The following is a 26,988-nucleotide window of genomic DNA, read 5'->3' on the forward strand; positions in this document are numbered from 1 at the left end:
TATTAGCCCCACTCTTTATTACTCTTTAAAACTAAAAATAGTACAAATAATCCTGACATAACAGCAAACACATTAGAAGCCTGTACTCCCTGCTCACTTTTTTCCTCTTTCTTTTCTTGTTGTTCTTCTATTTTCTCTTTCTTTTTAGAAACGACTTGATTTTCATTTTTGCTTTTTTTCTCTTTATGAGCCTTCACATTATTTACTTCCTTATTGTCTGTCGCTGGCTCTTTTATAACGTAGTTGATTTCCTCTTTCTCTTTCAACGGCTCTTTTATAAAATAGTTTACTTTCTCGTCTTGCTTTGGAATTTGAATAACTGGAAGTTTTTCTTCTGGAAGCGGCATCTCTATTTTCGGATCTTCCTGCTTCTCAATTTCTTTCTTATCTTCTACTTCATTTTGATTCTCTTGCTCTTCTATCTTTTCATCATCTTTCACTTTTTGTTCGATGATAGAAACGATATATTCACTCTCTGTCACAAGTTTGTTACCTGCCCCATCTGTTACTTCCACAATAAGTTGATGCGGCCCAACAGGTAAAGCTTCTGTTATTTCAAATATTTTCTGCCAATCCATGTCGCGTTTATTATAGTCTAATAAAAAAGTAATATCGTTACCGTCTTCTTTTCCTTTTAATATAACGCGCACTTCTTTAACAACCGATTCTATATCTACCGTTTGTACTCGTATATGAACGGATTCTCCCTTTTTCCGTTCAATTAAGTTCCCTTTTGCCTCATCAATACTAACTTTCTCTAACTTTGGCAATTCTTTATCTATAGTTGGTGCTTCATTGTTTATACGAATGAGCGGGACATTTAATTCGTTCTCTATTACTTCTTCCTTCTCATCTTCTTTATAGCTTTCAACGAGCCTAAGGTTCCAATCACCTTGTAAATCATATATTCCGGCCTTATAATTAGCGATCCATCGCTTCGTTTCTTCTTCATACTCAAAAGATATTATTCTCTCTTGTCTGTACTGCTCACCATTTTTTTGTAATTGTAATATGCCTTTTACACTTTGAATGTTTTTTTCATTTGATTCTACAGCAATCCGCACTTCTTCGCCAACCTTTAGCTCCTGCTTATTAACTGTAATAACCCCTCGGTCTGTTTCTATCGTTCTTTCTTCTTTTTTTTCTTTCCCTTGCTCATTTTCTACTACTTTTTTTTCATCTTCAACCGAGGGCATTTCCACTTGTTCCGGCTGTTCCTGAACTTCTTTATTTTTTCCCTCTTGGTCATTCATTTCGCTTATATTTTGATCTTGTACACTTTTTTCTTCTGCCTGCCCTTGTGATGGTGAAAATATGCATATATGTAAGAATAGCCAACTAACTAGAAAAAACTTTACTTTTTTCATCTATTTGTTCAAACTCCTATTTTGATGCCTTATAGCGATTTCGTCACTTTTACTCCGAAAAACCCATCTACATTTACAAGTTCTCCATACGCCACTAATACATCGTTCACATAAATTTGAATCGGTTCATCAATATCTTCATCAAGTACGACCGCTTCATTTTCTTGTAGACTTAAAATATCTTGAATTGTTCTCACTGTACTTCCAAATACAAATTTAACATTCATTTCTACATTTTGTAGAATAGATGTATCCATATATACTGGCTCAACTTGCTTGACTTCTTTATATTCAATTGGCTGTACGACTGGTGCAGGAATTTCTTCCTCTTCAACAACTTCCTCAACTATTTCTTCTTGCTCTTCCACCATCGGATATAGAAGTCTTCTAACCATTTCTTTCGCTTCTGATATCGGTAGTATTTGATACATCTTTGATTGAAGGAGATCACCAATTTCAAGATTAAAAGTAATTTGAACGAGTTCGTCAACTGCCATCGACTCTCCCAAATACTCCATTTCTTCTTTTAAAGAAACAAATTTAACGTCTGGTGGTGTCATATCCATTTTTTCTTTAAACATTTCTGACATCGCTGTTGCAGCATGCCCCATCATTTGGTTCATAATTTCTTTAATGCCACTTAACTCTAATTCACTTAGCTCTTTCTCCGGATCAATTTCACCCGTTCCCATCATCATTAAATCTACCATTGTTAAAGCAACATCTTTCGTAAATACGAATACATTCTCATTTTTTAGTCCTTCAACAAAATCGACATTTAAAATAACAAACGGAACCGGTACTCCTTCATAATGACGAACATTAATCGCCTCTACATTTGGTGTACTAATAGTGACAGGCTGATTTAAAAGCGTCGATAGTACTGTTGAAGCCGAACCGATTGAAATATTCGCAATTTCACCAAGCACATCTTTCTCTTCTTGTGTTAATTGCTCTTTTTCTACATGCTCTTCTACAATCTCAGTTTCCTGCACTTCCGTCGGCTCATCTATTTCTTCTTCCACACCACCAGATAATTGTAACAATTTATTTATCATTCGCTTCGCATGTTCAACTGAAACAACCTGTACAAGCTGAGAATTCACAAGATTATCTATTTTTAATTCAAACGATACTTTAACAACCATATTATTCCCATTAATACCAGAAATCTTCTCCATCTCTTCTGTAAGTTGCACAACTTTAATTGTTGGCGGAGACATGTCTACCGTATCTTGGAAGAATTCTGACATAGATGTTGCTGCGAATCCCATCATTTGATTCATAGCTTCTTGTACTGCACTTAGCTCTAATTCACCAAGCTCTTTTCCCTCTTCAACTTCACCTGTTCCCATCATCATTAAATCAGCAATAGATAAAGCAACATCTTGTTGAAGAACAAGAAGATTTTCCATATCTAATCCTTTTGTGAAATGGATATTTAATACAACATGTGGAATTTCAACATCACTTGTATCATATAAATCTACCAATTCTACTTGAGGAGCAGTAATACTTACTTGCCTATTTAAAATTGTTGATAATACAGTCGAAGCTGAACCAAATGATATATTAGCAATCTCACCAAGAATATCGCATTCTTGAGGCGTTAAATGTTCATTTTCTTTTTCTAGCACAATTGTGCCAGTATCCCCTTTTGTGTGTTGCTCAGGCATTTTTCCTGCCTCCTCATTTTTGTTTTTCTATCAAATGATTTAAACTCTCTATTACACTCGTTATATTTTACCAAACTTATCATCCGAATTGTGAACATGTATTTATTTCCACAATATGTGTAAACGACGGTTTTCATATACTTATATTATTAGTTCTACCCAAAAAGCTCCCCAATTGTATACAAGTGGGGAGCTTCCTTCATTCCTATTATAAACCTTCTGGGTTTAAAATGAGGACCACTCGTCCATCACCGAGAATTGTCGCACCAGAGAAATAGTTAGAGCTCTCTGCAAAGAAATCACCTAATGACTTTAAAACTATTTCTCTTTGACCGATAATTGTGTTTACGATAAGTCCATAGCTACGATGTGTATTACGAACAATTAACACAGGAACCATTTGACTATCATATGATGCGAACGCCTCATCTACTGTTTTTTCACCAAATACAGTACTTAAATGTTTCACTTCAATAATTTGATTGCGATAGTTTAAAACGTCTTTCCCTTGTAACGATTGTATGTCTTCTTTCTTAATTCGAATGGCTTCAGCAATATTGCCAAGAGGCAAGGCATAACGCTTATCATTTGTTTGAACAAGCATTGATTGAATAATAGACAATGTTAAAGGAAGTTCAATTCTGAATGTACTTCCTTTTCCTTCTTCAGAATCAATAATTAAATGCCCACCTAAACTATGAATCGTATGTTTAACAACATCTAATCCAACCCCACGTCCAGAAAGGTCAGATACAACTTCCGCTGTACTAAATCCCGGTTGGAAGATAAGATCAAACACTTCACGATCCGTTAATTTATTTGCCTCTGATTCCGTTACAACACCATTTTTTATCGCTTTTTCTAATACTTTTCCTTTATGAATACCATTTCCATCATCAGTAATTTGCATTACGACATGATTTCCACTATGAAACGCCTCTAATTTAATAGTACCTGTCTCATTTTTCCCGGCATCACGTCGGTTTTCGACAGTTTCAATACCATGATCAATTGCATTACGAATTAAATGAACGAGTGGATCACCAATTTCGTCAATAACAATTTTATCAACTTCAGTATCTTCACCTTTAATTTGTAAATCGATTTTTTTACCTAAATCTTTCGCTAACATACGTACCATACGCGGAAAACGATTGAAGACCGTTTCAATCGGTACCATACGCATATTTAATAATACATTTTGGATATCTTTTGAAATATCCCCTAATCGATTTAAATGCTCGATTAACTCTTTATTTTGAATCGTTTCTGCTAATTCATCAATTCGTCCACGCTCAATTACACTTTCTTCAAACATATTCATTAATCTTTCGATTTTTTCTAACTGAACACGAATAGAACGATTCTCTACTTTAGCATTTTTCGTTTTTGTATTACTTTTAGCCGGTGTAGTACTAGCTGTTGGAGTTCGTGCCTCTAGAGATGGATCCAGCTGCGTTGCTGCAATAGATTGTACGATTCCTTCTTCAGCTATATTTCCTTGCTTCACTTCTACTTTCTCAATTTCAGAAACGTGAAGCACCACCTGTTTCAATTCTTCAACACTACGATCAGTATCCATATATACTGTAAACTCAAATCCAAAAGCATCCGCTTCGATTTCTTCAATGCTTGGAACCGTTTTTTGTATATCCCCTACATTTTGTAATGCTTCAATACACATAATGGCACGTACTGCTTTTAAAATGGCTTGTTGTTCGACGGTTATATATACTTCATGTGAAACTGTATCATCATTGTTTATACTACTTTGCTCTACTTGTTCCATAGAAGCTTCTACATTCCCATTTAATAATGCTTCTAATTTATGCTTTGTAGATACAACATCAATATTACCCATTCCGCCCTGCTGTACATCTGTAACCATCTTTTCTAAATTATCAATGCACTCAAAAATAACATCAATAATATTAGCATTCACCATCATATTTCCATGACGGATTTCGTCTAAAACATTTTCCATCTTATGAGTTAAATCTGCCATTTCCGCAAATTCCATACTCGCAGACATACCTTTAAATGTATGAGCTGAGCGGAATATTTCCCCTACAACACCCATATCGGCAGGATTCTGTTCTAAATTTAGCACATTTTCATTTAGCGACTGTAAATGTTCTTCTGCTTCTTCAAAAAATATATTTAATAGATCTGTTTGCATTTTAATCCCCTACCTGTCTAACAAACATTTCATTTATGTATAACAATTTAGTGTTTTATAACGAGAAAAAAGGGGGCCACACGTCTATCCGCTATCATTGATTTGATTCTTTGTGGCACCCCTTCTATATTAGCTATTTGCTACTTTTGTTAAAGCTTCGATAACACGATCGGCTTGGAATGGCTTTACAATAAAGTCTTTTGCCCCGCCTTTAATTGCATCTAATACCATACCTTGTTGTCCCATTGCAGAACAAATAACAACCTTTGCACTCGAATCAATTTTCATAATTTCTTTTAATGCTTCAAGTCCGTCCATTTCTGGCATAGTAATATCTAGTGTTACAATATCAGGTTGAAGTTCTTTATACTTTTGAATCGCTTCTACCCCATTCTCTGCTTCACCGATAACTTCAAATTCTGAATTACTTTTTAATAAGTTTTTAATCATTGTTCGCATAAACATTGCATCGTCTACAACTAAAATTTTATGTGCCATTCTTTTTGGTTCTCTCCCTCTATGTATAAATATATCTTAATATTTCACCTTATCATTCTCACTCATTATACAAAATAAAACGAGAAAATTTAATATTTTTTTAAAAGAATTTCTGTATTTTTATTATTTTATTAATAAAATGGAAATATATTATTCTTTAATATATATTACAACGCGCCGGTTTTTCTCCCAATTTTGCGGTGAATCATTTGATGCTACTGGTTTTGTGTCCGCATATCCTACCGCTGCTAATCGTTTATCATCTACATTATACACTTCAATTAAGTGGTGAATCATATTAGCTGCTCGTGCTGAAGATAATTCCCAGTTGGAAGGAAATTTTTCATTATGAATCGGTCTACTATCTGTATGTCCTTCTACAACAATTGGGTTTGGTACCGATTGAAAGAACCCTACTAATTGACTAATTACTTCTTTTGCTTCCGGCTTAACATTCGCATCGCCTGTATCGAATATTAAGTTATCTACTATAACGATGCTAACACCTGTATCTTCTCGATATACATTCACTTGACTAACACCATTATTATCTACATATGCTTTTAACTTTTTATACAATTCATCCATTCGCTTTTTTGAAACTGCTTTTTCATCATTTTTTTCATGTGAAATATCTGGTATTGTACCTTCCATTACTTTCGCATCCACTTGTTCTGCATCACTAAACTTTTCAAGCATCTTCGATAATTTTACTGTATCTTGTTTTGATGTAGCAACTAATAGTACAAAAAAAGTCAATAACAACATCGTTAAATCAGTAAAAGTCGTCATCCAACGAGGCGATCCTTTTTGCGGTCGTTTTATCATCACCATACCACTCCTTGAAATATTAGGCTGCTCGTTTTTCTTTTTTTATCTTCGTTTCATATACGTATGTATCAAGTTTTAACTTTAACTTAGAAGGAATTTGTCCTCGGTAAAGCTCTGTGATTGCTTCTATTACAAACTTCTTCTCTGTATACAAATCTTCAATGCCACGATACACTTTTTCAGATAACGGTATTGCAATCATGTTTGCAATAACAGATCCATACAATGTCGTCAACATAGCAACTGCCATTCCTGTACCAATTTGCGATGTATCTTGCAAGTTTTGAAGCATAATAATAAGACCAATTAAAGTTCCTATCATACCCCACGCTGGAGCGAAATCACCAATCTTATCTAATAATGTTGCTCCTTTTCTTAACTCATATACTTCTGTTTCAACATCTCTCATTAATACTTCTTTTAATTCTGCTTCATCATATCCACTTAACATTAAACGAATCCCCTTTTGAATAAAAGGATTGTCTACTTGCTCTCCATCAACTTCTAACGAGAGTAAACCATGTTTTTTAGACTTCTTTGAAAAATCAACGAACAAATCCGTTAACTGTTCTAGATTTTCCTCTCTTCTATGTAAAACAGTAAAAATACTTTTCGTATATTTTTTTATTTCTCCAAATCTATATGCCACAATAATTGTCGCTGTTGTTCCCCCTATAACGATCAAAATAGATGAAACATCTAAGAAATTTTTAAAAGCTTTTATTCCACCACCGCCAAGCATGATCGCTGCAATTAAAATAACGAAACCTACTACAATGCCAAAGGGGCTAGAAATATCAAACTTCCTTTTTTTCCTTTGCGGTCTAGCTAATCCTTGATTTTCGTCTCCCATATTCCTGCCCTTCCTTTTTCGTTTTCGTAAAACATTTTTTTATTTTAATAATGCGTTTTCACATATAACAATCATTATACGCGTATCATCTATTTATCGCAATATACTCATTAAATTGACACATTTCATTTCTATATTAGAATCATAGTATGGAAATATGAGGAGGATCACGATGGAACATAACATTTTACAAGTCATTGCATTAGCAGAAAAACTAAAATATGAAATGCGACATAGTTGGCTTTCTAACGGACGTCAAGAAAGTGTTGCTGAACATACGTGGCGTATGTCCCTAATGGCTATCTTAGTTGAGCCTTATTTGGATCAAAAAGTAAATATAGAAAAATTACTTAAAATGGTTATTATTCATGACCTTGTCGAAGCAGAAGCTGGTGATATTCCTGCCTTTGATACGATGAATAGCCGTGAATTACAATTACAAAAACAGAAAAATGAGCTAGAGGCCATTTTAAATATTAAACGTACACTAGAAGGTCCTCTCGGCGTGGAATTATACGATTTATGGATGGAGTTCGAAGCTAAAGAAACGTATGAAGCAAAAGTTGCTAACGCACTTGATAAACTTGAAGTGAAAATTCAGCATAACGAAGCTGATATTGATACTTGGCTACCAATTGAGCATAAAATGACTTTCCAAGTTGGTAAACATACAGATTTTGACTCTTTCTTATCTAGATTACAAAAAATCATTGAACAAGACGGAGAAAAAAAATTACTAGCTGCTGGCATTGACGTTGAAGCATGTAAACAATAACCATTTAATTATGAAATAAGACACTCAAAATGAGTGTCTTATTTCATAATTGTTGATATTGCCTGCTTATAAATAAGTTGTTGTTTTCCATCTACTAATATTAATACTGTAAATCTATCTACTCCAACTACTTCCCCTACTATTCTTACTCCGCTCTTTAAAAATATAGTAACTGCACCTTTTTCTTCTTTTATTTGTTTATACAACTCTTCTTGTAAATGTTCCAATAACTGTTCTCTCCTTTATCAGTAAATAATCCTAATATAAAAAATTAAAGATTAATCACTTACATACTTTGCCTTTTATATTCATAAACTTATTAATTAGTATATCTAAATCTCGACTAAATAACAAAACTTTATCATGATCTAATCCATGCCTAGCAACAAGTTGAATTAACTCTTTCTTTTTGTGTTCTATTTTATTGTGTAATTGTCCCATCTCCATCTCTATACTAAAACTCCCTTTTCCCATAATATTACTTGTAAAATTATAGTACATTTCCACTCATAAAAAAATAAAAAAATGGCTTTTTTTACAAATTTTATATTTATGAAAAGAAATTTTAATGTAATTGTAAGTTACATACCCCCTTCATTTGCAATACATTCACCTAGTATACACTTCCACATTGTTTTACCATTTCGCTATGAAACAAAGTAAATATCACCTTTAAATCCGATCACAGGCTCTTGTCTAATTAGAAGTAAGACTTGCTCCTTTTCTAAATAAAAACATATCTTATAAAGTAATCCATTAGTTATATAGATTAATTTCCTAAAAAGGAGGAAAAAACATGAGCTTTGGTGGTAGTTGCGCTGGTTTCGGCGGTGGATTTGCTTTACTCATCGTGCTATTCATCCTTCTAATCATTATCGGATGTAGCTGTTGGGGTGGCGGCGGAGGGTTTTAAATATAATACGTATCCTTTTCGCTAAACTCTAAATGAATGAAATATGTTAACTAAAAACTATATGAAAACAGCTCATAATTGAGCTGTTTTTTCATACTTTCGTATGAGTTTATTCTCCTTCTATTTTGCGATTTCAATAAACAAAACATCGTTTACTATTGAATAAGAAAACGTTTTTACTAAGGAGGATTATAATGATTAAAGGTCTTTATGAAGCACATTTACCTGTCTGTAATTTAGAAATTTCGATACCTTTTTATGAATCACTAGGGCTGAAATTATATAAAAGAGACAAAGATATCGCCTTCTTTTGGATTGTAGAAAATGCAAGTTGGATTGGTCTTTGGGAAGGAAAAGAATACAAAGTCAATTATCATCCAGCCTTACGACATATCGCCTTCCAAGTAAGCTTACACGATTTAGAAAACGCAATACACTGGCTCAAACAGAAAGGAATTTCAGCACGAAAAGACTTTGGAATGGAACCAATTGAACCAATCGTTTTTCCAGAATTAGCACACGCCTCCGTATATTTTAACGATCCTGATGGAAATAGTTTAGAATTCATTACACAACTGCCTGTTGGACTACCTAAAGCAGAGAAAATGTATTTAAGTGAATGGAAAAAACAAGTACAGGCATCACTTATAGATAAGGTTTAATTTCTCATGTCAATTTCTTATTACAGGCTTCTTAAAACAAATACAAACTTCAAAAGACTATTTTTCGGTCAAACATTAAGTGTACTTGGGGATTGGTTTCATACTGTCGCTTTATTAACACTCGTCTATAGCATAACAGAATCTTCATTTATGTTAGCACTCACCTTTATGAGCAAAGGGTTACCTCAACTTCTTCTGAGCCCATTCATAGGCGGAATTGTAGATCGTTTTTCAAAAAAGAAAATTTGATTTTTACCGATATTTTACGAGGAATTATCGTCCTCACTTATTTATTAGCATTCTACAAGATTGAAATTATTTTCGTTTCTAATATATGTTTAGCGGTACTCTCTTGCTTATTCGAGCCTGCTAAGCAATCAACCCTAAAAAATATCGTACATCAAAAGCATTTAGTAACCGCTAACTCTCTTTCTAGTACAATCAATGGTTTTATGTCTATTATGGGAGCCTCTTTAGGTGGGCTCATTGCACAATCTTTAAGTATCGAGATTGCCTTTTTTATTAATAGCCTATCATACTTTATTTCAGCCTATATTATTTATAAAATAAAGATCCCTTCTCGTGACACTTTTAGCACGAAAAAAGCATTTTTTACTGATATAAAAGATGGTTATACATACATATTACAAAGAAAAATTATTTTATCATTAATTCTCGTCGGAATTTCATGGGGAATTATTGGAGGTGCTTATCAACTACTCTTAACAATCTATGCCGAAAGAATTTTCCACTCTAACATTGGAATTTTATATACGGTTCAAGGGGCTGGACTTATGATTGGTAGCCTTCTCGTTAACCTATATATATCTAAAAATGAAGACAAAATGAAAAGAGCATTTGGTTGGGCCTATTTACTACAAGGAATTTTCTTTCTCGGATTCGTTCTATCCGATCAACTTATTATCGGTATCATTACATTACTCTGTATGCGTATAGCAGGAGGAATCATCGTTCCACTTGATACGACATTGCTACAAATGTATACAGAAGAAAACATGATTGGTAAAGTTTTTTCATTTCATTATTCCATTTATGGATCTCTTATTCAGTTATCTATGTTTATAACAGGATGGCTTTTAGAAATTCTTTCTCCGCAAGTTATTGGTAGCCTGTTAGCTATATGCTGTATTTTCGTTAGTTTTATATGGCTGTTCTTGTTTTATCATGGGGAGCTTAGTGAAGAATCTACTATCACTTAATGGCATGTATATGTACATGCCATTTTTATTTATGTCGAAATTCACAAGAAAAAGGCGATTTATTTCTCTTACAATCTAATTTTTTAGAACGTACAATAAATTTAGATTATAAGAAAGGGGCTAACATAATGTTTGAGGATCGACTTACCATTTCAGCAGAACAACAAAAGCTAATTTCCAATGCAACTCGCATTCAAATTCTTCACCTTTTAAAAGACGAAACACTCACTGCAAAACAAGTATCTACTAAACTAAATAAATCTGCTGGTAGCGTTCACTATCACATCCAAATTTTATTTGACGGAGGCTTACTTGAATTAGTAGATACAAAGGAAAAACGAGGGATTATTGAAAAGTACTATAAAGCAAAATCTGCTCACTTCTATATTGAAGAAGCAGGCACGGAAGGAACAAATACAGGGAGCCATATTGTATCTCATTTATTTTTAACTCCAGAGGAATTACAACAACTCACTTGGGAGATCTCACAAGTTTTATTACGCTGGGAAAGCAAAACCGCTCGTCAATCAGCCTCAGAAGAAGAATACGCTATTTCCTGCCGGATTAAAAAACAATGAAAGAAAGGTCCAATTGTTTATGAAAAACAAATTATTATTATTGTCGGGAACAGGAATTTCTCGTTTAGGTGATTTTATGTATCTCATCGCTCTAAACTTAATGGTGTTAAATAGCACAAACTCCCCTGCTGCTGTAGCAGGATTATGGATTGTAGGTCCAATTGCCACCGTTGTTACAAAAATATGGTCTGGTAGTATAGTAGATCGATTAAACAAACGGTCCATTATGCTCATCACAGATATAATTCGAGCAGCTCTCATTGGCTGTATTCCACTATTTGATTCTATTTGGGCCATTTATATTTTTATCTTTTTGACTCGCATTGCTACATCATTTTTCGATCCAGCTTCATTCACTTATAAAACAATGCTTATACGAGCTGAAGATCGTGCTCAATTTAATGCTTGGAATAGCCTATGTACAAACGGGGCTTTTATTATCGGTCCAGCTCTTTCTGGAATACTTCTCACTACTTACTCGGCAGACTTTGTTATTTACTGCAATTCACTTTCATTTCTACTTTCTACCATTCTCATTTACTTCTTGCCAAACATTACATTACAAACAAAGCAAAACGAAGAGGTTGCAAATACTTTCGTACAAACATTACGAAGTGATTGGAAACAAGTTTTTTCATTCGCTCGAACGGAAACTTACATTATTCTCATATTCGTTTTATTTCAATCCACTATGCTTGTTTCTATGGCACTCGATTCACAAGAAGTTGTTTTCACAAATCAAGTACTGTTTTTATCCGATATAGAATATAGCATGCTTGTTAGTATAACTGGTGCTGCTTACATTTGCGGTTCATTTCTCGTCTCTCTCTTTGCCAAACGATTAGCAATTCAACATTGTATCGGATTAGGTATGATTTTCACAGCAATAGGTTATGTGATTTTTGCCTTTTCAAATTCATTTATAGTCGCAGCGAGCGGTTTTATTTTACTTGGTATTTCTTCATCATTTGCTGGTACTGGCTTTATAACATTTTATCAAAATAACATCCCTGTACATATGATAGGACGTATCGATAGCGTGTTTGATTCAATAAAAAATTTCATCCAAATCTTTTTCATTTTAGCAATTGGAGCATCCGCACAATTTCTTTCCGTTCAAATTACTGTAATCAGTAGTTCATTACTCATTCTTTTCCTTTCCTGTTTATTAGCAATCCGGGTAATGACGCCTTCACGAGAAAAATATTTTAAAGCTACAGGATCATCTTTGGAATATTAACCGCAACATAAAAAGCGGCTATTTGCCGGGCAGCAAGATCCCAATTGGTGTGGGCTAATAATCAGTGGGGGATGAACAAAACCCCCACTGATTAAAATTTCACTTTATGTTAAAATATTTATTGGATCTGATTATGTAGGGGGGCTATTTTGGGGATTATATTCATTTTCATATGTATTATATTAGTAGCTTCTATTTTACAAACAAGTACAGGTTTTGGCTTTTCTATTATGGCAACACCTTTCTTACTCATGCTATTTCTACCACAAGAAGCTATACAAATAAATATCATTTTATCATTAATTATTTCCATATCACTCGTTTGGAAAATAAGAATGGACATTGATTTTATTCTACTGAAAAGATTAATTTTCGGAAGTATAGTTGGTGTTCCTTTTGGTATTTTAATTTTCATTTCCATTAACATCAACACATTTAAATTAGCAATTAGCATCCTGCTCTTACTATTAACGTTGATGCTAATATGCAACTTTAAGATTAAATCAACAAAATCTAGAGATTTCTTAGTGGGTGGATTATCCGGTCTTTTAACGACAAGTATCGGTATGCCAGGACCACCCCTGTTACTTTACTTTACAGGAACTGATACGAAAAAAGAGAAGTTGAGAGCAACTACTTTAGCTTTTTATCTATTTATATATTTCATTAGTCTACTAACTCAAATACTCTTTACTGGCACAAATAAAACAATTTGGGAATCAAGTTTTTATGCTATTCCAATCGTATTTCTAGGTTTGTATATAGGTCAAATTATTTTCAAATGGCTTAATCAACGGATTTTTAAAATATTTACGTATATCCTTTTAAGTTGCACGGGGGGTATCTTCTTATTGAAAGTTTGAACTTGTTATAGAGGGTGCTTTAGATAGTGGACAATAATAGATAGGTTCAAACGAAATTATTGCTGCATTTTCAAGTGCGATGGGGCATTCTATATCAAAACTTAAATAACTTTATTGGCAGTTTACAATTAGCAATAATCGTTCTTTCATAAGACAAATATTTTAAATCGAATACTAAATAAAACGATAAAAAGCGGCTATTATGCCGCTTTTTACATTAAATATTTTATAAAGCAAAGACCTGCACTTACTATCACGAATATATTAAAAAATAAGAAAAACCCTTTTTATTTAAATCTTGCACTATTTCCATAATCTCTTCTTCTTGTTCTATTTCATAGCTATCATGGATACCTTTATCTATTTCTACGTCTTTATCCATTTTGTTCTCTCTATATACTTTCTTTTTATATTCCAATGCCTTTAATTTAGTAATACCCATCATCCAAGATTTTAAGTTTCCCTTTTCTATATCAAATTGGTCGATATTAAACCAAATGACAGTAAATACATCGTTATAACAATCATCTACATATTGTTTCTCAATAGGGGTACTTAATGATTTATGAATAATGTATAAAACTAATTTTCCATATTGATCAATGACTTCTTTCAAAGCATCTTGATCACGTTTTTTCATAGCTATAATTAAATCCTCTTCAGAATCAAAAATCATAAACATCTTCCTTCCTCAGTTCCCCTTTAGCAGCTGCTTTTACTTACTATTGGCATTTCATTCTCATTTTCTATCACTTTTGTAAAAATTTATTAATTTTTATTTCTATGTATATGATAGCAAAAAAATACATTTCTCCTCTAAAAAAGACAAACCCGCATTCCAGGTTTGCCTTTTTACTTATTTCTTATTTAATCCTTTTTCATTTAAAAACTCTTTCATATGCAGTCTTTTCTCTTTGGACATAAATGAGCTCATTGATTCCGTCCATGTTACGTTTTTTTGATTTGACGATCTTTCTTTGTAATACGCACTCATCGTTTCATCATATTCGTTTAATAATTCATCATATTTCTTTTCATCGTATCCATTTTCATGAAGAATGGCCGCTACCGGTAAACGTGGCTTAACTCCATGATCTTCATTTGGTACGCCCACTGTCATTCCGAATACCGGATATACTTTATCCGGTAAATGAAGCAATTCACTCACTTCTTTCGGGTTATTACGAATTCCGCCAATATAACAAATGCCGTATCCTAATGATTCAGCTGCAAGTGCTAAGTTTTGTGCAAATAATGAGGCATCTACTGTTGCTACAATAAAGTCCTCTACTCCCTCATGTTTAATTTCTGTTCCATGTTTCTCACATGCAGTTTCTAGACGTTTTAAATCCGCACAGCATACAAAGAATGCTGCGCAGTCTTTCACATGACGATTCCCGGATAATTCAGCTAGTTTAGCCTTTAGTTCCTGATCTGTTACATATATAAGAGAATACGCCTGTACAAAATGTGAGGAAGCTGCATGCTGCGCAGCTTGCACCATTCTTTCTACTATCTCTTTTGAAATTGGTTCTTCTTTATATTTACGAACTGAAACGTGTTGCTCCATTTTATGTATCATCTCATTCATAAAAACCACTCCTTTTTTCTCTTCATAATAAAAAATTAACATATCTTTTTCATTATTCACAACTTATAAGCAAAAAAGAGCAATCCTTTGTGAGTTGCTCTTTTTTAAATACATATTAATGTGGTAAATGAAATTATATCGACTTTACACACATAACGACAACGTTAAGCTGCTTTCAATACTTTAATACCTTTAACAATATTCCAAATGAAGTAGTAAATCCCTACAAGAATAAACACTGCATACGTTATAACCATCCCAATTCCAACGCTCTCAGACTGATTGAAACTTAAACCGTATACTCCTGATAAAGCTAACCCTCCAAATAAAATTGCATATGGGAAAACATGTGACCAAAATGCTTTTTTCGCATGATATTTCACTTCATCTTCCGCAACGAAGTAAACGATAATTGGTAGTAAAAATGGTGCAAAAAAGATACTAAAATAACATAGCGAGGATAAAATATTATTTCCTTTCATACGATTCACCTCTAAAGTTTTTTGTTACCTTCATTATGTCAGGAAACCTTTCCAGAAACTATCGCTTTACCTTTCATGAACATGACATTTTTGTAAGATTTTCCTCGAAATAAATCCCGCCTCAAATTTCGGGCGGGATTACTTTAACTATATTCGATTCATAAACCAATATTGCGTAATCGCTAAATATTCTCGTACATTCGATGGAATGATAATTGGCTTCGGTGTTTTGGCCGGAAGCCCTTCTAATTGCAAACCTTGTTTTGCAGCTATTTTTTTCGCTCTAAACATATGGAAATCGTTTGTTACGATCATACCTTTTTTCATATTGGCTGGAATTAACGGTTTTGAGAATTTAATATTTTCATCTGTGCTCGTCGACTTATCTTCCATTATAATGCGGTCTTCTGCAATATTTTGTTTCATTAATCCTTGTTTCATCGCTAATGCTTCTGTAATATCTTCACCTTTTCCTTGGCCTCCAGATACAATAGCAATTGTTTTATCATGTAATTTTAAATACTCAGCTGCTTTATCAATACGATATTGCAATGAATAAGAAGGTTTTGTTCCATTTACTTTCGATCCCAGTACAATTATATAATCCGCATCATCAATTGCATTCATATGCCCATGCTTATAAATGTTATATTGTAAAAACCCCGCATATACGGCGCAAATCATTATAACAACTAAAATATACTTGATTATTTTCTTCTTTCTCATATCCATATACCCCTATTCCCTTTACTTCCTTCATCATAATATCCATTTATTTGTTTGTATACAGACGAATTCCAATTAAGCCTAATTTATCCTCCAAAAGGTAATATTTCTATTAATTTTGGGAATAGTAAGTACAACTTCGCACGAAGGAGTGTCCCTATTGCTTCTCTTTTTATGTAACGTATCATTCTTTTTTATCTTATTTTTACTATCACTTAAGCTACTTGGTAAATCTGCATTAGCACAACTAACTCCTCATGATTTTGGGGCTATTATCTTTTTATCTTATTTAGCTTTTCAAGCCATACCAGTCGCTGGTGCTTTACAAGCATTTCTCGGTATGGTCGTTATTACATGTTTGCATTTGCTTCTTACAAAATTAAGCCTACTCAACAAACTAAATCGTTTTATTCTCGGACACCCCATTATTTTAATTAAACATGGTGATATTATTTTTGAGAACTTACAAAAAAGTAGATATCCGATCCCTGAATTGCTTTCTAACCTTCGCGTCGCAGGATATCCAAGTGTTCATGAAATTGAATATGCGATATTAGAAGCGAATGGAGCTATTAGTATTTTACCAAAAAGAGAACTTGTGCCTCTGACTCCAAAAGATATGAATATAAATGTTAAGTATGCAGGCTTACCAATTGCTCTTATCGTCGATTCACAAATTCAATACGATAACTTAAAATTAATCCATAAAAATGAAAAGTGGTTACATGCAGAGTTAATGGAGAAAGGCGTTACAAATATTAAAAATGTGGCTTTCGCTTCTGTGCAGGAGACAGATGGATCTTTTGCGATTAGTTTAAAAGAATGAAAAAAAATCCCCTTACTTGTTCAAGGGGATTTTCTTCACTATATTACTTTTTACTCTCTCGCCATGTTTAACGGAACAGGATGTTTCATACGATTCATCGTAAATACGATAATTGCTGTCAATACTTCCGCTACTGGCATAACGAGCCAAATTCCGTTTATACCAAATACTTTTGGCATAATCCATAACAATGGGATAACAAATAGTAAACCTCGGCTCATTATTATAAGTACTGATTTTTTCGTTTGTCGCACTGATTGGAAGTACTCTCCATATACAATGTTATAGCCTAAAAATACATATTGAATAAAGAATAAACTAATACCTGTTAACGTTAACTCCAGTAGTTCTGGCGATTGAACATTAAATAAACCTATAATATATTTCCCGAAGAATAAACCGACAACAATTGCAATACCTCCGAGTACAAGCGCAATTTTTACAGCAAACTGCAATCCTTCACGCAATCTTTCTGATAAATTTGCACCGTAATGGAAACTAGCGATTGGTTGTAACGCTGCTCCAACACCGAAGAATAATAGCAATGTCATTGCATGAATACTATTCACCATCGCATAAGAAGCTACACCTAGTTCTCCTGCATATTGAACGAACGCAATGTTAAAACCGATCGTTACGATTGCAACTGTACTTTCTGCTGTAAAGCTTGGGAAACCGATCACCATAATTTGTTTAACCGTATCCCATTCAAAGTGGAATTTCGTCCATTTTAAAATACTACTTTTTCTAAAGAAGTGAGTTAATAATACAAGGAAACCAATTGCTGCCGAAAGAATAGTCGCTGAAGCAGCACCAGTTACACCCCATCCAAAGATGAAAATAAAAATATAGTCGAACACTATATTTAATACAGCCGTTACAACAAGACCTGCCATTGCTAAATTAGGATTTCCGTCATTTCGTATAAATGTACTTAAAATATTTTCTAAAACGTATATCATTCCAAATGTTAATAACACCTGTAAATAGTCTAATGCGTATGGTAAAATCACTTCATTCGCACCAAATAAATATGCTAAATCTTCTATTCTCCATAAGCAAATAGCCGCTAAAACGCCAACGATAACAACTGCTACTGTCATAGATTGAGTAAAGATAGACCTTGCTCTTTCCAGTTTATTTTCGCCTAGTGCAATGGAATATAGCGTTGCTCCGCCCATTCCAATCCATAATGAAATAGAGAAGAAAATTGAAAATGCTGGAATAGCTACGTTTACTCCGGCTAAACCGTTCGCTCCAACTCCTCTACTAATCATGACTGCATCAATCACAATATTAACCGACATTAATACCATCCCAAGAACAGCTGGTATTAAATACGTAATAAATAAACTTTTAATTGGTTTTTCTCTTAATTTTTCTGTTGTTTCCATCATATAAATGCTCCTTTTTCAATGCTCTGTTCACAGTTTAAACCTTCAAGTTACTTGAAGGTCAATAGAGAATCGAAAAATATATAAGCCTATTTTTTAACAACAGGTATTTGAATTTCCGTTACTTGCTCCTTCGGATTTTCTGTTACGGACCAATCAATTAATGCAAGTTCCAGTGCATCTCCGCACACTTCATATCCTTCGTTATCAATGTGCTTTAATAATTCCGTATACGTTGCGTCTGTTTCTTCATATGGTCCATGGTGATAAGAACAGGCAAATATCCCTTCTTTTATTTCATCTGAAGTATGCGCTTCAAAAGGCATGTAATCCAATAAAATAAACACACTGTTATATGCTTGAAACTCATTTTGCATTAATGCTTTTTTTGAAACTGTTACACCGATATCACCTGAAAATAAACTATTATCAATTTGCTTCATATTTTTTTGCAACGAATGGATATAATATTCAAACATATCATCCGTTGTATTTGGTGCAACTGCAATTGCTGTAATTTTTCGTTTCGGTATCTTTTTATAAATAATTTGATTTGCTTCAGATTTCGTCGCTTTCTTCATTAAATGGATTTTATGTTCCATTTTTGCCAAAGCATACTCGATTTCTCTTTGTTTTTTCAGCATCATTTCTTGTTGTTTTTCAAGTAAGTTCAGCGCATAAGATGGATTTCGTTCATCAATATATTTCTTTATTTCCTTTAACGGGATGTTCAATTGGCGTAAAAATTTAATCGTATCTAATAGTGAAAACTGATCAATTGTGTAATAACGATAATTGGTTTGAGGGTCAACAATTGACGGATGAAAAATCCCTTTTTCATCATAATAACGTAATGTAGATTCCGCTATATTATGCATTTTCGCCATTTCCCCAATTGTAAAACGTTGATTTAATAACATTTTTCTTTCTCCATTCATTATATGTAAACTTTATTACTTCCTATTATATATCTATATCCCCCGTTTCTAAAACGAATCCTCTCATGAAAATCTGCTATTTTTTCATTGATTTTTAATAAATTTTATTATATATTAATTACAGGTTCAAATTACAAGTTCAAAAGAACTTGTAATCAGACCCTTTGTTTAATGGATCTTTACATATTATCATTAGGCAAATTCCGAGAAATCGTATGATAAAAATAAAAAATGATGAGGAGAGGATCAAATGGAATTCGAATTTTTCTTTCAGATTGCACTTATTTTATTAAGTACAAAGCTCGCTGGTGACCTTAGTGTTAGATTAGGTCAACCTTCTGTACTCGGTAAATTAATTGTTGGTATCGTTATCGGTCCAGCTATATTCGGATGGATTGAAAATTCAGAGCTTCTAACACAATTAAGTAATGTCGGAGTTATTCTTTTAATGTTTATGGCAGGACTTGAAACAGACTTAGAAGAATTAAACGCAAATCGTAATTCTTCTTTAGCTGTTGCACTTGGAGGTATCGTTCTTCCATTCGTAGGTGGTTACGTTGCCGGTCTTGTTGTCGGTATGGAACAAGGGAATGCTGTCTTTTTAGGATTACTTCTATGTGCAACAAGTGTTAGTATTTCCGTTCAAACACTTCGTGATTTAGGTAAAATGAAAACACGTGAAAGTACGACGATGCTTGGAGCCGCTGTATTTGATGACATTCTTGTTGTTATTTTATTAGCATTTGCAATGAGCTTCTTAGGCACAGATGACGTTAACTTAACAATGATTATCTTGAAGAAAGTAGTATTCTTTGCTTCTATCATTTTAATTGGTTGGAAAGGTGTTCCAGCAATCATGCGTTGGTTATCACCGCTTCGCGTATCTGAGTCTATCGTTAGTGCTGCGCTTATCATCTGTTTCTCATTCGCATACTTCGGCGAACTATTAGGAATTGCTGGTATTATCGGTGCTTTCGCAGCTGGTATCGCTATTTCTCAAACGAACTACAAACATGAAGTAGAAAAGAAAGTAGAACCAATTGCTTACGCTATGTTCGTTCCAGTATTCTTTGTTAGTATCGGTATGAATATTACATTTGACGGTATTGGCGATCAAATTTGGTTCATCTTAGCATTAACAGTTATCGCTGTATTCACAAAACTAATCGGTTGTGGATTTGGTGCACGAATCACTGGATTTGATGCAAAGTCTTCTGCAATTATCGGTGCTGGTATGGTTTCTCGTGGTGAAGTTGCACTTATCATCGCAGGAACAGGACTTTCTTCTGGCCTATTAGCACAAGATTACTTTACAGCAATCGTTATCGTAGTTATTTTAACAACGATGATTACACCACCAATGTTAAAATACACTTTTGGTGCAAAAGATAAAGCAATGAAAGCAAGTAAATAAGTTTACTATAATAAAAGGAGATTGCTATCTTAAAAGATAGCAATCTCCTTTTTCATTTTCTCTTTAAACAATTCCATTCGTTTTTAACCATTTTTCAAAAATGGAGCGTGCTTCTTCATCATCGATATCATTACTAAATGAATATACTTTAATGCCATAGTCATCTATATATTCACCTAGCTTCATTTCCTCCACTTTTTTGTAAAAATCGGTTACCTCATAGTGTGGAATATAGGCATCCCAAACTGGTTCATTTATTCTTTTGTACGCTGTCACTTCTAAATCATATCCATCTTCATAATATCCGATGTGATAATGTTTGTTAGGATCATATATCCTCATTTATATTCCCCTTTTATTAAAAATTACTGCTCTTCCAAATTCAGGTTAACATATTTAATCTCATAAACAAAAGCGAGCCTTATATTACAGCTCGCTCCTCTCGTTCTATTTATTAAATACGTTCCATAGCTGTCTTCAACGTTCCAACAACAAAGGCAATTTCTTCACTTGAAATAACGAGCGGTGGCGCTAATGTTAAAACGTTATTATAACCTGCTGTTGTCATACCGTTACGCCCAATAATAAGCCCTTTTTCTTTACAAGCATTTACAACACTTGCAATTTTATCGTTATCAATTGGTTCTTTCGTCACTTTATCATTTACTAGTTCGATTCCAACTAATAACCCTTTCCCTCTAATATTACCAACAAGCGGATGTTCCCCAATTTCTTCTTTTAATTGATTTAATAAAAGCGAACCCATTTGTGCAGAGCGCTCAATTAAATTTTCATTTTCCATAATCTCTAAGTTTTTAAGCGCTAATGCACAAGCCGCTGGATTTCCACCAAATGTATTAATATGGCGGAAGAATTCATATTCTCCTGTTCCTTTAAATGCCTCATAAATTTCTTTTTTTACAGCTGTTGCTGATAATGGTAAATATGCGCTCGTAATACCTTTTGCCATCGTAACGATATCAGGCTTAACGTCATAGTTCATAAACCCAAATGCTTTTCCTGTACGCCCGAAACCACAAATAACTTCATCACTTATAAGTAGTGCTCCGTGTTTTTGACACGTTTCATGAACAGCTTTCATATAGTCTTGTGGCGGCATTAAAATACCTCCGCCTGTAATAATTGGCTCCATAATAAATGCTGCTATCGTTTCACTTAATTCCCATGTCATAACACGATCTACTTCTTTTACGCATTCTACATCATAAATATTTTGTGATTCCATTTCTGGCATGCGATAACAATCTGGAGGCGTTACATGTAAAAACCCTGAAGCAAATGGCTCATATTGATATCTACGTTGTGCTTGGCCAGTTGCCGCCATCGTTGCCATTGTGTTTCCGTGATAACCACGATAACGCGACATAAATTTATAACGATGCGGTTCACCTTTTTGAGCATAATATTGTCTTGCTATTTTAAAAGCGGTTTCATTCGCTTCTGATCCACTATTAGAGAAGAAAATAACATACTCTCCACCAAGCCACTCGTTTAACTTTTCAGCGAGCTTAATTGCTGGTTCATGTGATTGTGACATCGGAAAATATGATAATGTTTGCAATTGCTTATAAGCTGCCTCTGCAAGCTCTTTTCTTCCATATCCGCTATTTACACACCAAAGACCACTCATACCATCTAAGTATCTTTTTCCTTGTATATCTTCAACCCAGCACCCTTCTGCTTTTGCCCCTACCATTGTACTACTTGGACTAAAGGGACGCATTCCGTGCCACACATATTGCTCATCTTTTGCTAATAATTCATCGGTTTGTTTTGTCTTCATCATTTCTTCCACCTTCCATAACAACTTATTTTTCACAAAGCTGCGCTGGTGCCATGATGAGTTAAATTTCTCCCTGCCTATTTTCATTCCACAAACACAAGACAAATCCTACCAAAATTAAAGTAATATTTATCCCGCTATTTGTGGGCAGTAAAACTCTCACCCAAAAATTAAGCTGGAGCAAAAAAGTTAGGTGGGAGATTAACTGCCCATAAACGCCCGATTGGTGAGGGCTAATAATCAGTGTGGGGGGATGAACAATCCCCCACACTGATTAAAGTTTCACTTTATAAGAAAATGTCAAAAGAAAGAGGAGCTTTTCTTATATTTCGAAAAGCTCCTCTTTTTTTAATGTGAAGAAGCATCACTAATACCATGACCAGTATTAGATTTCACAAGAATTTCATCAAATTTCGCTGCATCTTCTTTCTTACTAGAGAAAACAGTTCCTAAATATGCTGCAAGAAACCCGAGCGGGATCGAAATAATTCCAGGTGTCGTATATGGGAATATCGCTTCTCCAACAAAAATAGCTTTTCCAGCTACTGGGTTCCAAACATTTGGACTTAACGCTACAAGAACAATCGCTGATACAAGACCAACAATCATACCAGAAATTGCTCCTGTTGTATTAAAACGCTTCCAATAGATTGTAAATAATATAACCGGTAAATTTGCACTCGCTGCAACTGCAAATGCTAGTGATACTAAAAATGCTACGTTTAATGTTTGAGCAAATAAAGCAAGTATAATAGATACTATCGCCACCCCAATAGACGCATAACGCGCCATTGACACTTGCTCTTTTTCCGTTGATTTTCCTTTACGGATAATCTCATTATAAAAATCATGCGCGAATGCTGATGCTGCTGTTAACACAAGTCCTGCTACTACAGCTAAAATAGTTGCAAAAGCAATTGCTGATACGAAAGCAAATAAGAAATCTCCGCCTAATGCTTTTGCTAATAAAGGTGCTGCCATATTACCAGCAGGGTTTGCTTTAATAATCGCCTCATTTCCTACAAATGCTGCTGCTCCAAACCCTAAGAAAATTGTCATAATATAAAACGCGCCAATTAACCACGTCGCATATACAACAGATTGACGTGCAGTTTTTGCATCACGTACTGTAAAAAAGCGGACAAGAATATGCGGTAATCCCGCTGTACCAAGGACTAGTCCTAAATTTAAAGAAAGTGTATCAAGACCATCCTTATACTTTACTCCTGGATTTAAAAACGAATCTTTTAATGGAGTAACTGTTTTCATGTGAGCGAACATTTCAGTCACACTGAAATTAAATTTGGAGAAAACGATAACAGAAATAATAAATGTCCCTGCCATAAGTAGTACTGCCTTTACAATTTGAACCCAGCTCGTAGCTGTCATTCCTCCAAAAATAACATACACAGTCATAAGTGTACCTACGATTAATACAGATGTTGTATATTCAATACCTAATAATAGTTTAATAAGTGCACCCGCACCAACTAATTGTGCAATCATATAAAAAATTGAAATCGTCATCGTATTAAGCGCTGCTATACCACGAACTTTTTTCGCATCAAAACGTGCCGCAATCATATCCGCTAACGTGTACTTCCCTAAATTTCTAAGCGGTTCTGCGACAAGATATAGAACAACTAAATAAGCAACTAAAAAGCCGATACTATAAAAGAACCCATCAAACCCAGTTAATGCTATCGCTCCCGCTATACCAAGAAATGATGCAGCAGACATGTAATCCCCAGCAATAGCCAGACCATTTTGCCAGCCAGTTAATCCCCCTCCAGCCGTATAAAATTCACTCGCATTTTTCGTTTTTTTTGATGCAAAATAGGTTATGACGAGCGTACCAAGGACAATAATTAAAAATAGTGCAAACGCAGTAGTATTCAAATTCAGCCCCTCCCTTTTTGCATATCTTGCAGAATTTTTTGCGAAATTTCATCAAAGGATTCGGCTTTCTTGCTGTAAATCATACATAATGACCATGTCATAATAAATTGTGCAAAAGCAAATACCCATGCCCATGTCACATCACCAAACGCCGGTGTATTAAGCACCTTTGAATACGATGTTAAAATAGGTAGTGCTATAAAAAAACTTAAAAAGAAAATACTCATCGGAATGATAAACTTCTTTTTCGTATTTAATAACAATTGAAACTCTTCAGACTGAACAACTTCTGTATAATTCACCTCATTTTTTAACTTACGTGCTGACGTATCATCTCGTTTCATTCTCTGGTCCCCTCTCTTAACTTAAAATACAATTCACCTTGTATACATAAAGACTAAATTTTATAAATATTCAGAAACTTATTTTCATTTTAGACAATCCGTACATTCCTGCAAAGATTTTTCGATAGACATTTTTCGTCATTTTCTCCTAAATTTTCAATATACTTTTTTAACATAATATTTGATTGATTCGATTAAACTTTTATTCCCATTAATAGAATAAAAAAGTAGTGCTTATCGCACCACTTCTGTCTTTGTCTCCTTTTCTAAATTACGAGCTGTTTCACTTAATTCAACTTCTTTTCCATCTTTAAGCGTTCCAAATATAAAATCGAATACTGGATTTGAAACACCGAACCAAAACTTTTCATTTTTATAATGGTGTAATATATGCTGTTTTTTTAACCATCTTCCAAACTTAGTGAAGGGACGAATCGGCTTATGTGCAATATAATGTTTCCATTCATAAACGAGGAGCATGATAATCATTCCGATTCCGAATGAAAGTGTAACAGTAACACTTTTTGTAATACCATACGTTATAAGTAAATATATAGTAAAGCTAGGTATACTAAACCATACAGGCAAAAATAAAAGTTTTAAATCATCTGGATATACGTGATGATCATAATGTAATCTTCTTAACATTTTTAATAAAAATGCGTTTTTAGGCGGCTTTAAATGGAATAAAAAACGGTGTGTCATATATTCGTTAAACGTATAAAAAACAATCCCAAACATACACGCTAACATACCAATCCATGTGAAAAATTGCATTTTTAAAATAATAATAAAAATTAATAGAACACTATACATAATAACAATATCATGTTGTAAAAAAAACTCTTTCACCACTCTCTTCATCTTACTTCCCCCTTTTCCACAAAAACAGCCGCAACATATCGTTACGACCATTTTTTTCTATTTCATTCTTATTCTATTCACTTTACAAATTTGCCTGCTGTTCTATTGTCGAGAAAAAAGTGTTCGGACCAAATATATTTTGCTTCGGGATAATGTGTTCTACTGCAAACACTGTTACTTCACCCCTTTGTACTTCTCCAATAATGAGACCAAATACTTCATGATTTACCGCAAACGTTGGTTGTTTCGTTTGCAGTAACCTTGCTGCATTTTTAAATACCGCTTCATATAATGGGTTCCTGTCAGTAATTTCTTTTCGGATTTTTGGTGCTAACGTGATGATAATTTCTTTTCCGTCAATAGTGGTTCGATACATAAAAATCTCCCCTTCAATCTTATGTGAACAACTGTAAAGCTTTGTATGCAAAATGGATAGAATATCCTACTAAAATAATACCTGCTCCGGCTGTAATATAGCCAAGTGCTTTTTTCTTTAATAAAGTTCTTCCAAAATGTACAGAAAAAGCAATATTTAAGTTCCACAAAATAATACCAATAATAATGCAAAGACTGTACAAAAAAGCTTCTTGTTTCGTTACCTTTGTAAGCAATGAGCTAAGTGTACTTCCGTATATACCAAACCAAAAAACGAGATTTAATGGGTTGGATATCGCAATTAAAAATCCCGCCATAAAAGATTGTTTAAGTCCACCGACCTCTTCTTTGTTATATTCCATATTCGAGTGGGAGATTCCTTGTTTTACACTTTGAAATCCTAAATAAAATAACAGGAAAAACCCAGTGCAGTACATAAAAGCTTGTACATATGTATACATAAACACAGAAGATAAACCAAAATAAATAAGAAGCATAAACAAAATATCAGCAGTCATTCCTCCGATTCCAACAATCCACGCATGCCAAAATCCACGTTCAATTCCACGTTTTAACATTTCAATATTAATTGGACCTACCGGCGCAGCTAATGAAATACCCAATACTATTTGTTGTATAATTGCTCCAAACATCGCTCTATCCTTTCTACTTCTTT

28 protein-coding genes and 2 pseudogenes are annotated in these 26,988 nt (G+C 33.9%); 9 read left to right on the forward strand and 21 right to left on the reverse strand.

Going from position 1 to position 26,988, the window contains the following annotated elements:
• Positions 1-2 precede the first annotated feature (2 nt).
• The 6 genes from JFU20_RS06915 to JFU20_RS06940 all read right to left on the reverse strand — a co-directional run bounded on the left by JFU20_RS06915 (position 3) and on the right by JFU20_RS06940 (position 7,404).
• On the reverse strand, positions 3-1,367 hold the full coding sequence (locus tag JFU20_RS06915; protein ID WP_002012063.1) for a hypothetical protein: 1,365 nt from the start codon (positions 1,365-1,367) through the stop codon (positions 3-5).
• Positions 1,368-1,396: 29 nt separating this feature from the next.
• Positions 1,397-3,043: a flagellar motor switch protein gene (locus tag JFU20_RS06920; protein WP_002012064.1), complete on the reverse strand. Its 1,647-nt coding sequence runs from the start codon at positions 3,041-3,043 to the stop codon at positions 1,397-1,399.
• Positions 3,044-3,251: 208 nt separating this feature from the next.
• Positions 3,252-5,222 (reverse strand): chemotaxis protein CheA, encoded by a 1,971-nt coding sequence (locus JFU20_RS06925; protein WP_201038495.1) that lies wholly within the window; start codon positions 5,220-5,222, stop codon positions 3,252-3,254.
• Between the two features lie 129 nt (positions 5,223-5,351).
• A complete protein-coding gene (locus tag JFU20_RS06930; protein ID WP_000940577.1) occupies positions 5,352-5,720 on the reverse strand; it encodes a response regulator in 369 nt (122 codons plus the stop codon).
• A 150-nt stretch (positions 5,721-5,870) separates the two neighbouring features.
• Positions 5,871-6,548, reverse strand: a complete 678-nt coding sequence (locus JFU20_RS06935; protein WP_002012067.1) for an OmpA family protein — start codon at positions 6,546-6,548, stop codon at positions 5,871-5,873.
• Positions 6,549-6,570: 22 nt separating this feature from the next.
• On the reverse strand, positions 6,571-7,404 hold the full coding sequence (locus JFU20_RS06940) for a flagellar motor protein MotP (protein WP_002012069.1): 834 nt from the start codon (positions 7,402-7,404) through the stop codon (positions 6,571-6,573).
• Between the two features lie 172 nt (positions 7,405-7,576).
• Here JFU20_RS06940 and JFU20_RS06945 point away from each other — a divergent pair, with 172 nt between their 5' ends.
• Complete coding sequence (locus JFU20_RS06945) at positions 7,577-8,179, forward strand: HD domain-containing protein (RefSeq protein ID WP_002030912.1); 603 nt, start codon at positions 7,577-7,579, stop codon at positions 8,177-8,179.
• Positions 8,180-8,217: 38 nt separating this feature from the next.
• Here the strand turns inward: JFU20_RS06945 and hfq are convergent, their stop codons facing one another.
• Together hfq and JFU20_RS06955 are read right to left on the reverse strand one after the other, a co-directional pair.
• Entirely contained in the window at positions 8,218-8,406 is a 189-nt protein-coding gene (gene hfq / locus JFU20_RS06950; protein WP_002012071.1) for an RNA chaperone Hfq, read from the reverse strand.
• Between the two features lie 55 nt (positions 8,407-8,461).
• The gene (locus tag JFU20_RS06955) at positions 8,462-8,680 is read right to left on the reverse strand and encodes an aspartyl-phosphate phosphatase Spo0E family protein (RefSeq protein WP_002141097.1); all 219 of its coding nucleotides are present in this window, start codon (positions 8,678-8,680) and stop codon (positions 8,462-8,464) included.
• 295 nt (positions 8,681-8,975) lie between these two features.
• Here JFU20_RS06955 and JFU20_RS06960 point away from each other — a divergent pair, with 295 nt between their 5' ends.
• From JFU20_RS06960 to JFU20_RS06985, 6 genes and pseudogenes are all read left to right on the forward strand, one after another.
• Positions 8,976-9,092 carry a YjcZ family sporulation protein gene (locus JFU20_RS06960; RefSeq protein ID WP_000007805.1) on the forward strand — a complete coding sequence of 39 codons (117 nt, stop codon included), beginning with the start codon at positions 8,976-8,978 and terminating at the stop codon, positions 9,090-9,092.
• A gap of 194 nt (positions 9,093-9,286) precedes the next feature.
• Positions 9,287-9,754, forward strand: coding sequence for a VOC family protein (locus JFU20_RS06965; RefSeq protein WP_088039090.1), 468 nt, complete (start codon positions 9,287-9,289; stop codon positions 9,752-9,754).
• Positions 9,755-9,760: 6 nt separating this feature from the next.
• Positions 9,761-10,974 (forward strand): annotated as a pseudogene (locus JFU20_RS06970) (MFS transporter).
• 128 nt (positions 10,975-11,102) lie between these two features.
• Complete coding sequence (locus tag JFU20_RS06975; RefSeq protein WP_000461279.1) at positions 11,103-11,552, forward strand: ArsR/SmtB family transcription factor; 450 nt, start codon at positions 11,103-11,105, stop codon at positions 11,550-11,552.
• A 19-nt stretch (positions 11,553-11,571) separates the two neighbouring features.
• Positions 11,572-12,792: an MFS transporter gene (locus JFU20_RS06980; protein ID WP_085312950.1), complete on the forward strand. Its 1,221-nt coding sequence runs from the start codon at positions 11,572-11,574 to the stop codon at positions 12,790-12,792.
• Positions 12,793-12,941: 149 nt separating this feature from the next.
• Positions 12,942-13,666, forward strand: a pseudogene (locus tag JFU20_RS06985) (sulfite exporter TauE/SafE family protein).
• A 242-nt stretch (positions 13,667-13,908) separates the two neighbouring features.
• On the opposite strand, the gene JFU20_RS06990 reads toward JFU20_RS06985, so the two are convergent.
• From JFU20_RS06990 to JFU20_RS07005, 4 genes are all read right to left on the reverse strand, one after another.
• Complete coding sequence (locus JFU20_RS06990) at positions 13,909-14,337, reverse strand: sigma factor (protein WP_061688867.1); 429 nt, start codon at positions 14,335-14,337, stop codon at positions 13,909-13,911.
• Between the two features lie 174 nt (positions 14,338-14,511).
• Positions 14,512-15,246 carry an oxygen-insensitive NADPH nitroreductase gene (nfsA, locus tag JFU20_RS06995; protein WP_201038497.1) on the reverse strand — a complete coding sequence of 245 codons (735 nt, stop codon included), beginning with the start codon at positions 15,244-15,246 and terminating at the stop codon, positions 14,512-14,514.
• A 164-nt stretch (positions 15,247-15,410) separates the two neighbouring features.
• The gene (locus JFU20_RS07000; protein ID WP_002011879.1) at positions 15,411-15,728 is read right to left on the reverse strand and encodes a magnetosome magnetite crystal formation protein family; all 318 of its coding nucleotides are present in this window, start codon (positions 15,726-15,728) and stop codon (positions 15,411-15,413) included.
• Positions 15,729-15,875: 147 nt separating this feature from the next.
• Positions 15,876-16,412: a YdcF family protein gene (locus tag JFU20_RS07005; RefSeq protein ID WP_306475273.1), complete on the reverse strand. Its 537-nt coding sequence runs from the start codon at positions 16,410-16,412 to the stop codon at positions 15,876-15,878.
• 202 nt (positions 16,413-16,614) lie between these two features.
• Here JFU20_RS07005 and JFU20_RS07010 point away from each other — a divergent pair, with 202 nt between their 5' ends.
• Entirely contained in the window at positions 16,615-17,280 is a 666-nt protein-coding gene (locus tag JFU20_RS07010; protein WP_002011883.1) for a DUF421 domain-containing protein, read from the forward strand.
• A 50-nt stretch (positions 17,281-17,330) separates the two neighbouring features.
• Here JFU20_RS07010 and JFU20_RS07015 read toward each other — a convergent pair whose 3' ends face one another.
• Positions 17,331-18,674: an MATE family efflux transporter gene (locus tag JFU20_RS07015; protein WP_087943068.1), complete on the reverse strand. Its 1,344-nt coding sequence runs from the start codon at positions 18,672-18,674 to the stop codon at positions 17,331-17,333.
• Positions 18,675-18,763: 89 nt separating this feature from the next.
• Positions 18,764-19,594 (reverse strand): MerR family transcriptional regulator, encoded by an 831-nt coding sequence (locus tag JFU20_RS07020; protein ID WP_002086530.1) that lies wholly within the window; start codon positions 19,592-19,594, stop codon positions 18,764-18,766.
• Positions 19,595-19,862: 268 nt separating this feature from the next.
• Between JFU20_RS07020 and JFU20_RS07025 the strand changes: the two genes are divergently transcribed.
• Positions 19,863-21,026 carry a cation:proton antiporter gene (locus JFU20_RS07025; protein WP_002011888.1) on the forward strand — a complete coding sequence of 388 codons (1,164 nt, stop codon included), beginning with the start codon at positions 19,863-19,865 and terminating at the stop codon, positions 21,024-21,026.
• A gap of 63 nt (positions 21,027-21,089) precedes the next feature.
• Here JFU20_RS07025 and JFU20_RS07030 read toward each other — a convergent pair whose 3' ends face one another.
• The 7 genes from JFU20_RS07030 to JFU20_RS07060 form a co-directional block, all read right to left on the reverse strand.
• Positions 21,090-21,368, reverse strand: coding sequence for a DUF3986 family protein (locus JFU20_RS07030; RefSeq protein WP_002011889.1), 279 nt, complete (start codon positions 21,366-21,368; stop codon positions 21,090-21,092).
• A gap of 112 nt (positions 21,369-21,480) precedes the next feature.
• Complete coding sequence (locus JFU20_RS07035) at positions 21,481-22,830, reverse strand: aspartate aminotransferase family protein (RefSeq protein ID WP_033710118.1); 1,350 nt, start codon at positions 22,828-22,830, stop codon at positions 21,481-21,483.
• Positions 22,831-23,178: 348 nt separating this feature from the next.
• Positions 23,179-24,729 carry a solute symporter family protein gene (locus tag JFU20_RS07040; RefSeq protein ID WP_207198943.1) on the reverse strand — a complete coding sequence of 517 codons (1,551 nt, stop codon included), beginning with the start codon at positions 24,727-24,729 and terminating at the stop codon, positions 23,179-23,181.
• Between the two features lie 2 nt (positions 24,730-24,731).
• Positions 24,732-25,073, reverse strand: coding sequence for a DUF485 domain-containing protein (locus JFU20_RS07045; protein WP_002011894.1), 342 nt, complete (start codon positions 25,071-25,073; stop codon positions 24,732-24,734).
• A gap of 234 nt (positions 25,074-25,307) precedes the next feature.
• Complete coding sequence (locus JFU20_RS07050) at positions 25,308-25,937, reverse strand: sterol desaturase family protein (RefSeq protein ID WP_016094423.1); 630 nt, start codon at positions 25,935-25,937, stop codon at positions 25,308-25,310.
• An 82-nt stretch (positions 25,938-26,019) separates the two neighbouring features.
• Complete coding sequence (locus JFU20_RS07055) at positions 26,020-26,313, reverse strand: hypothetical protein (RefSeq protein ID WP_002011898.1); 294 nt, start codon at positions 26,311-26,313, stop codon at positions 26,020-26,022.
• 19 nt (positions 26,314-26,332) lie between these two features.
• On the reverse strand, positions 26,333-26,965 hold the full coding sequence (locus JFU20_RS07060; RefSeq protein WP_002166053.1) for a LysE family transporter: 633 nt from the start codon (positions 26,963-26,965) through the stop codon (positions 26,333-26,335).
• Positions 26,966-26,988 lie beyond the last annotated feature (23 nt).

The sequence above is a fragment of the Bacillus sp. TH30 genome (assembly GCF_016650875.1).
In the GTDB taxonomy this organism is placed as follows: Bacteria; Bacillota; Bacilli; order Bacillales; family Bacillaceae_G; genus Bacillus_A; species Bacillus_A mycoides.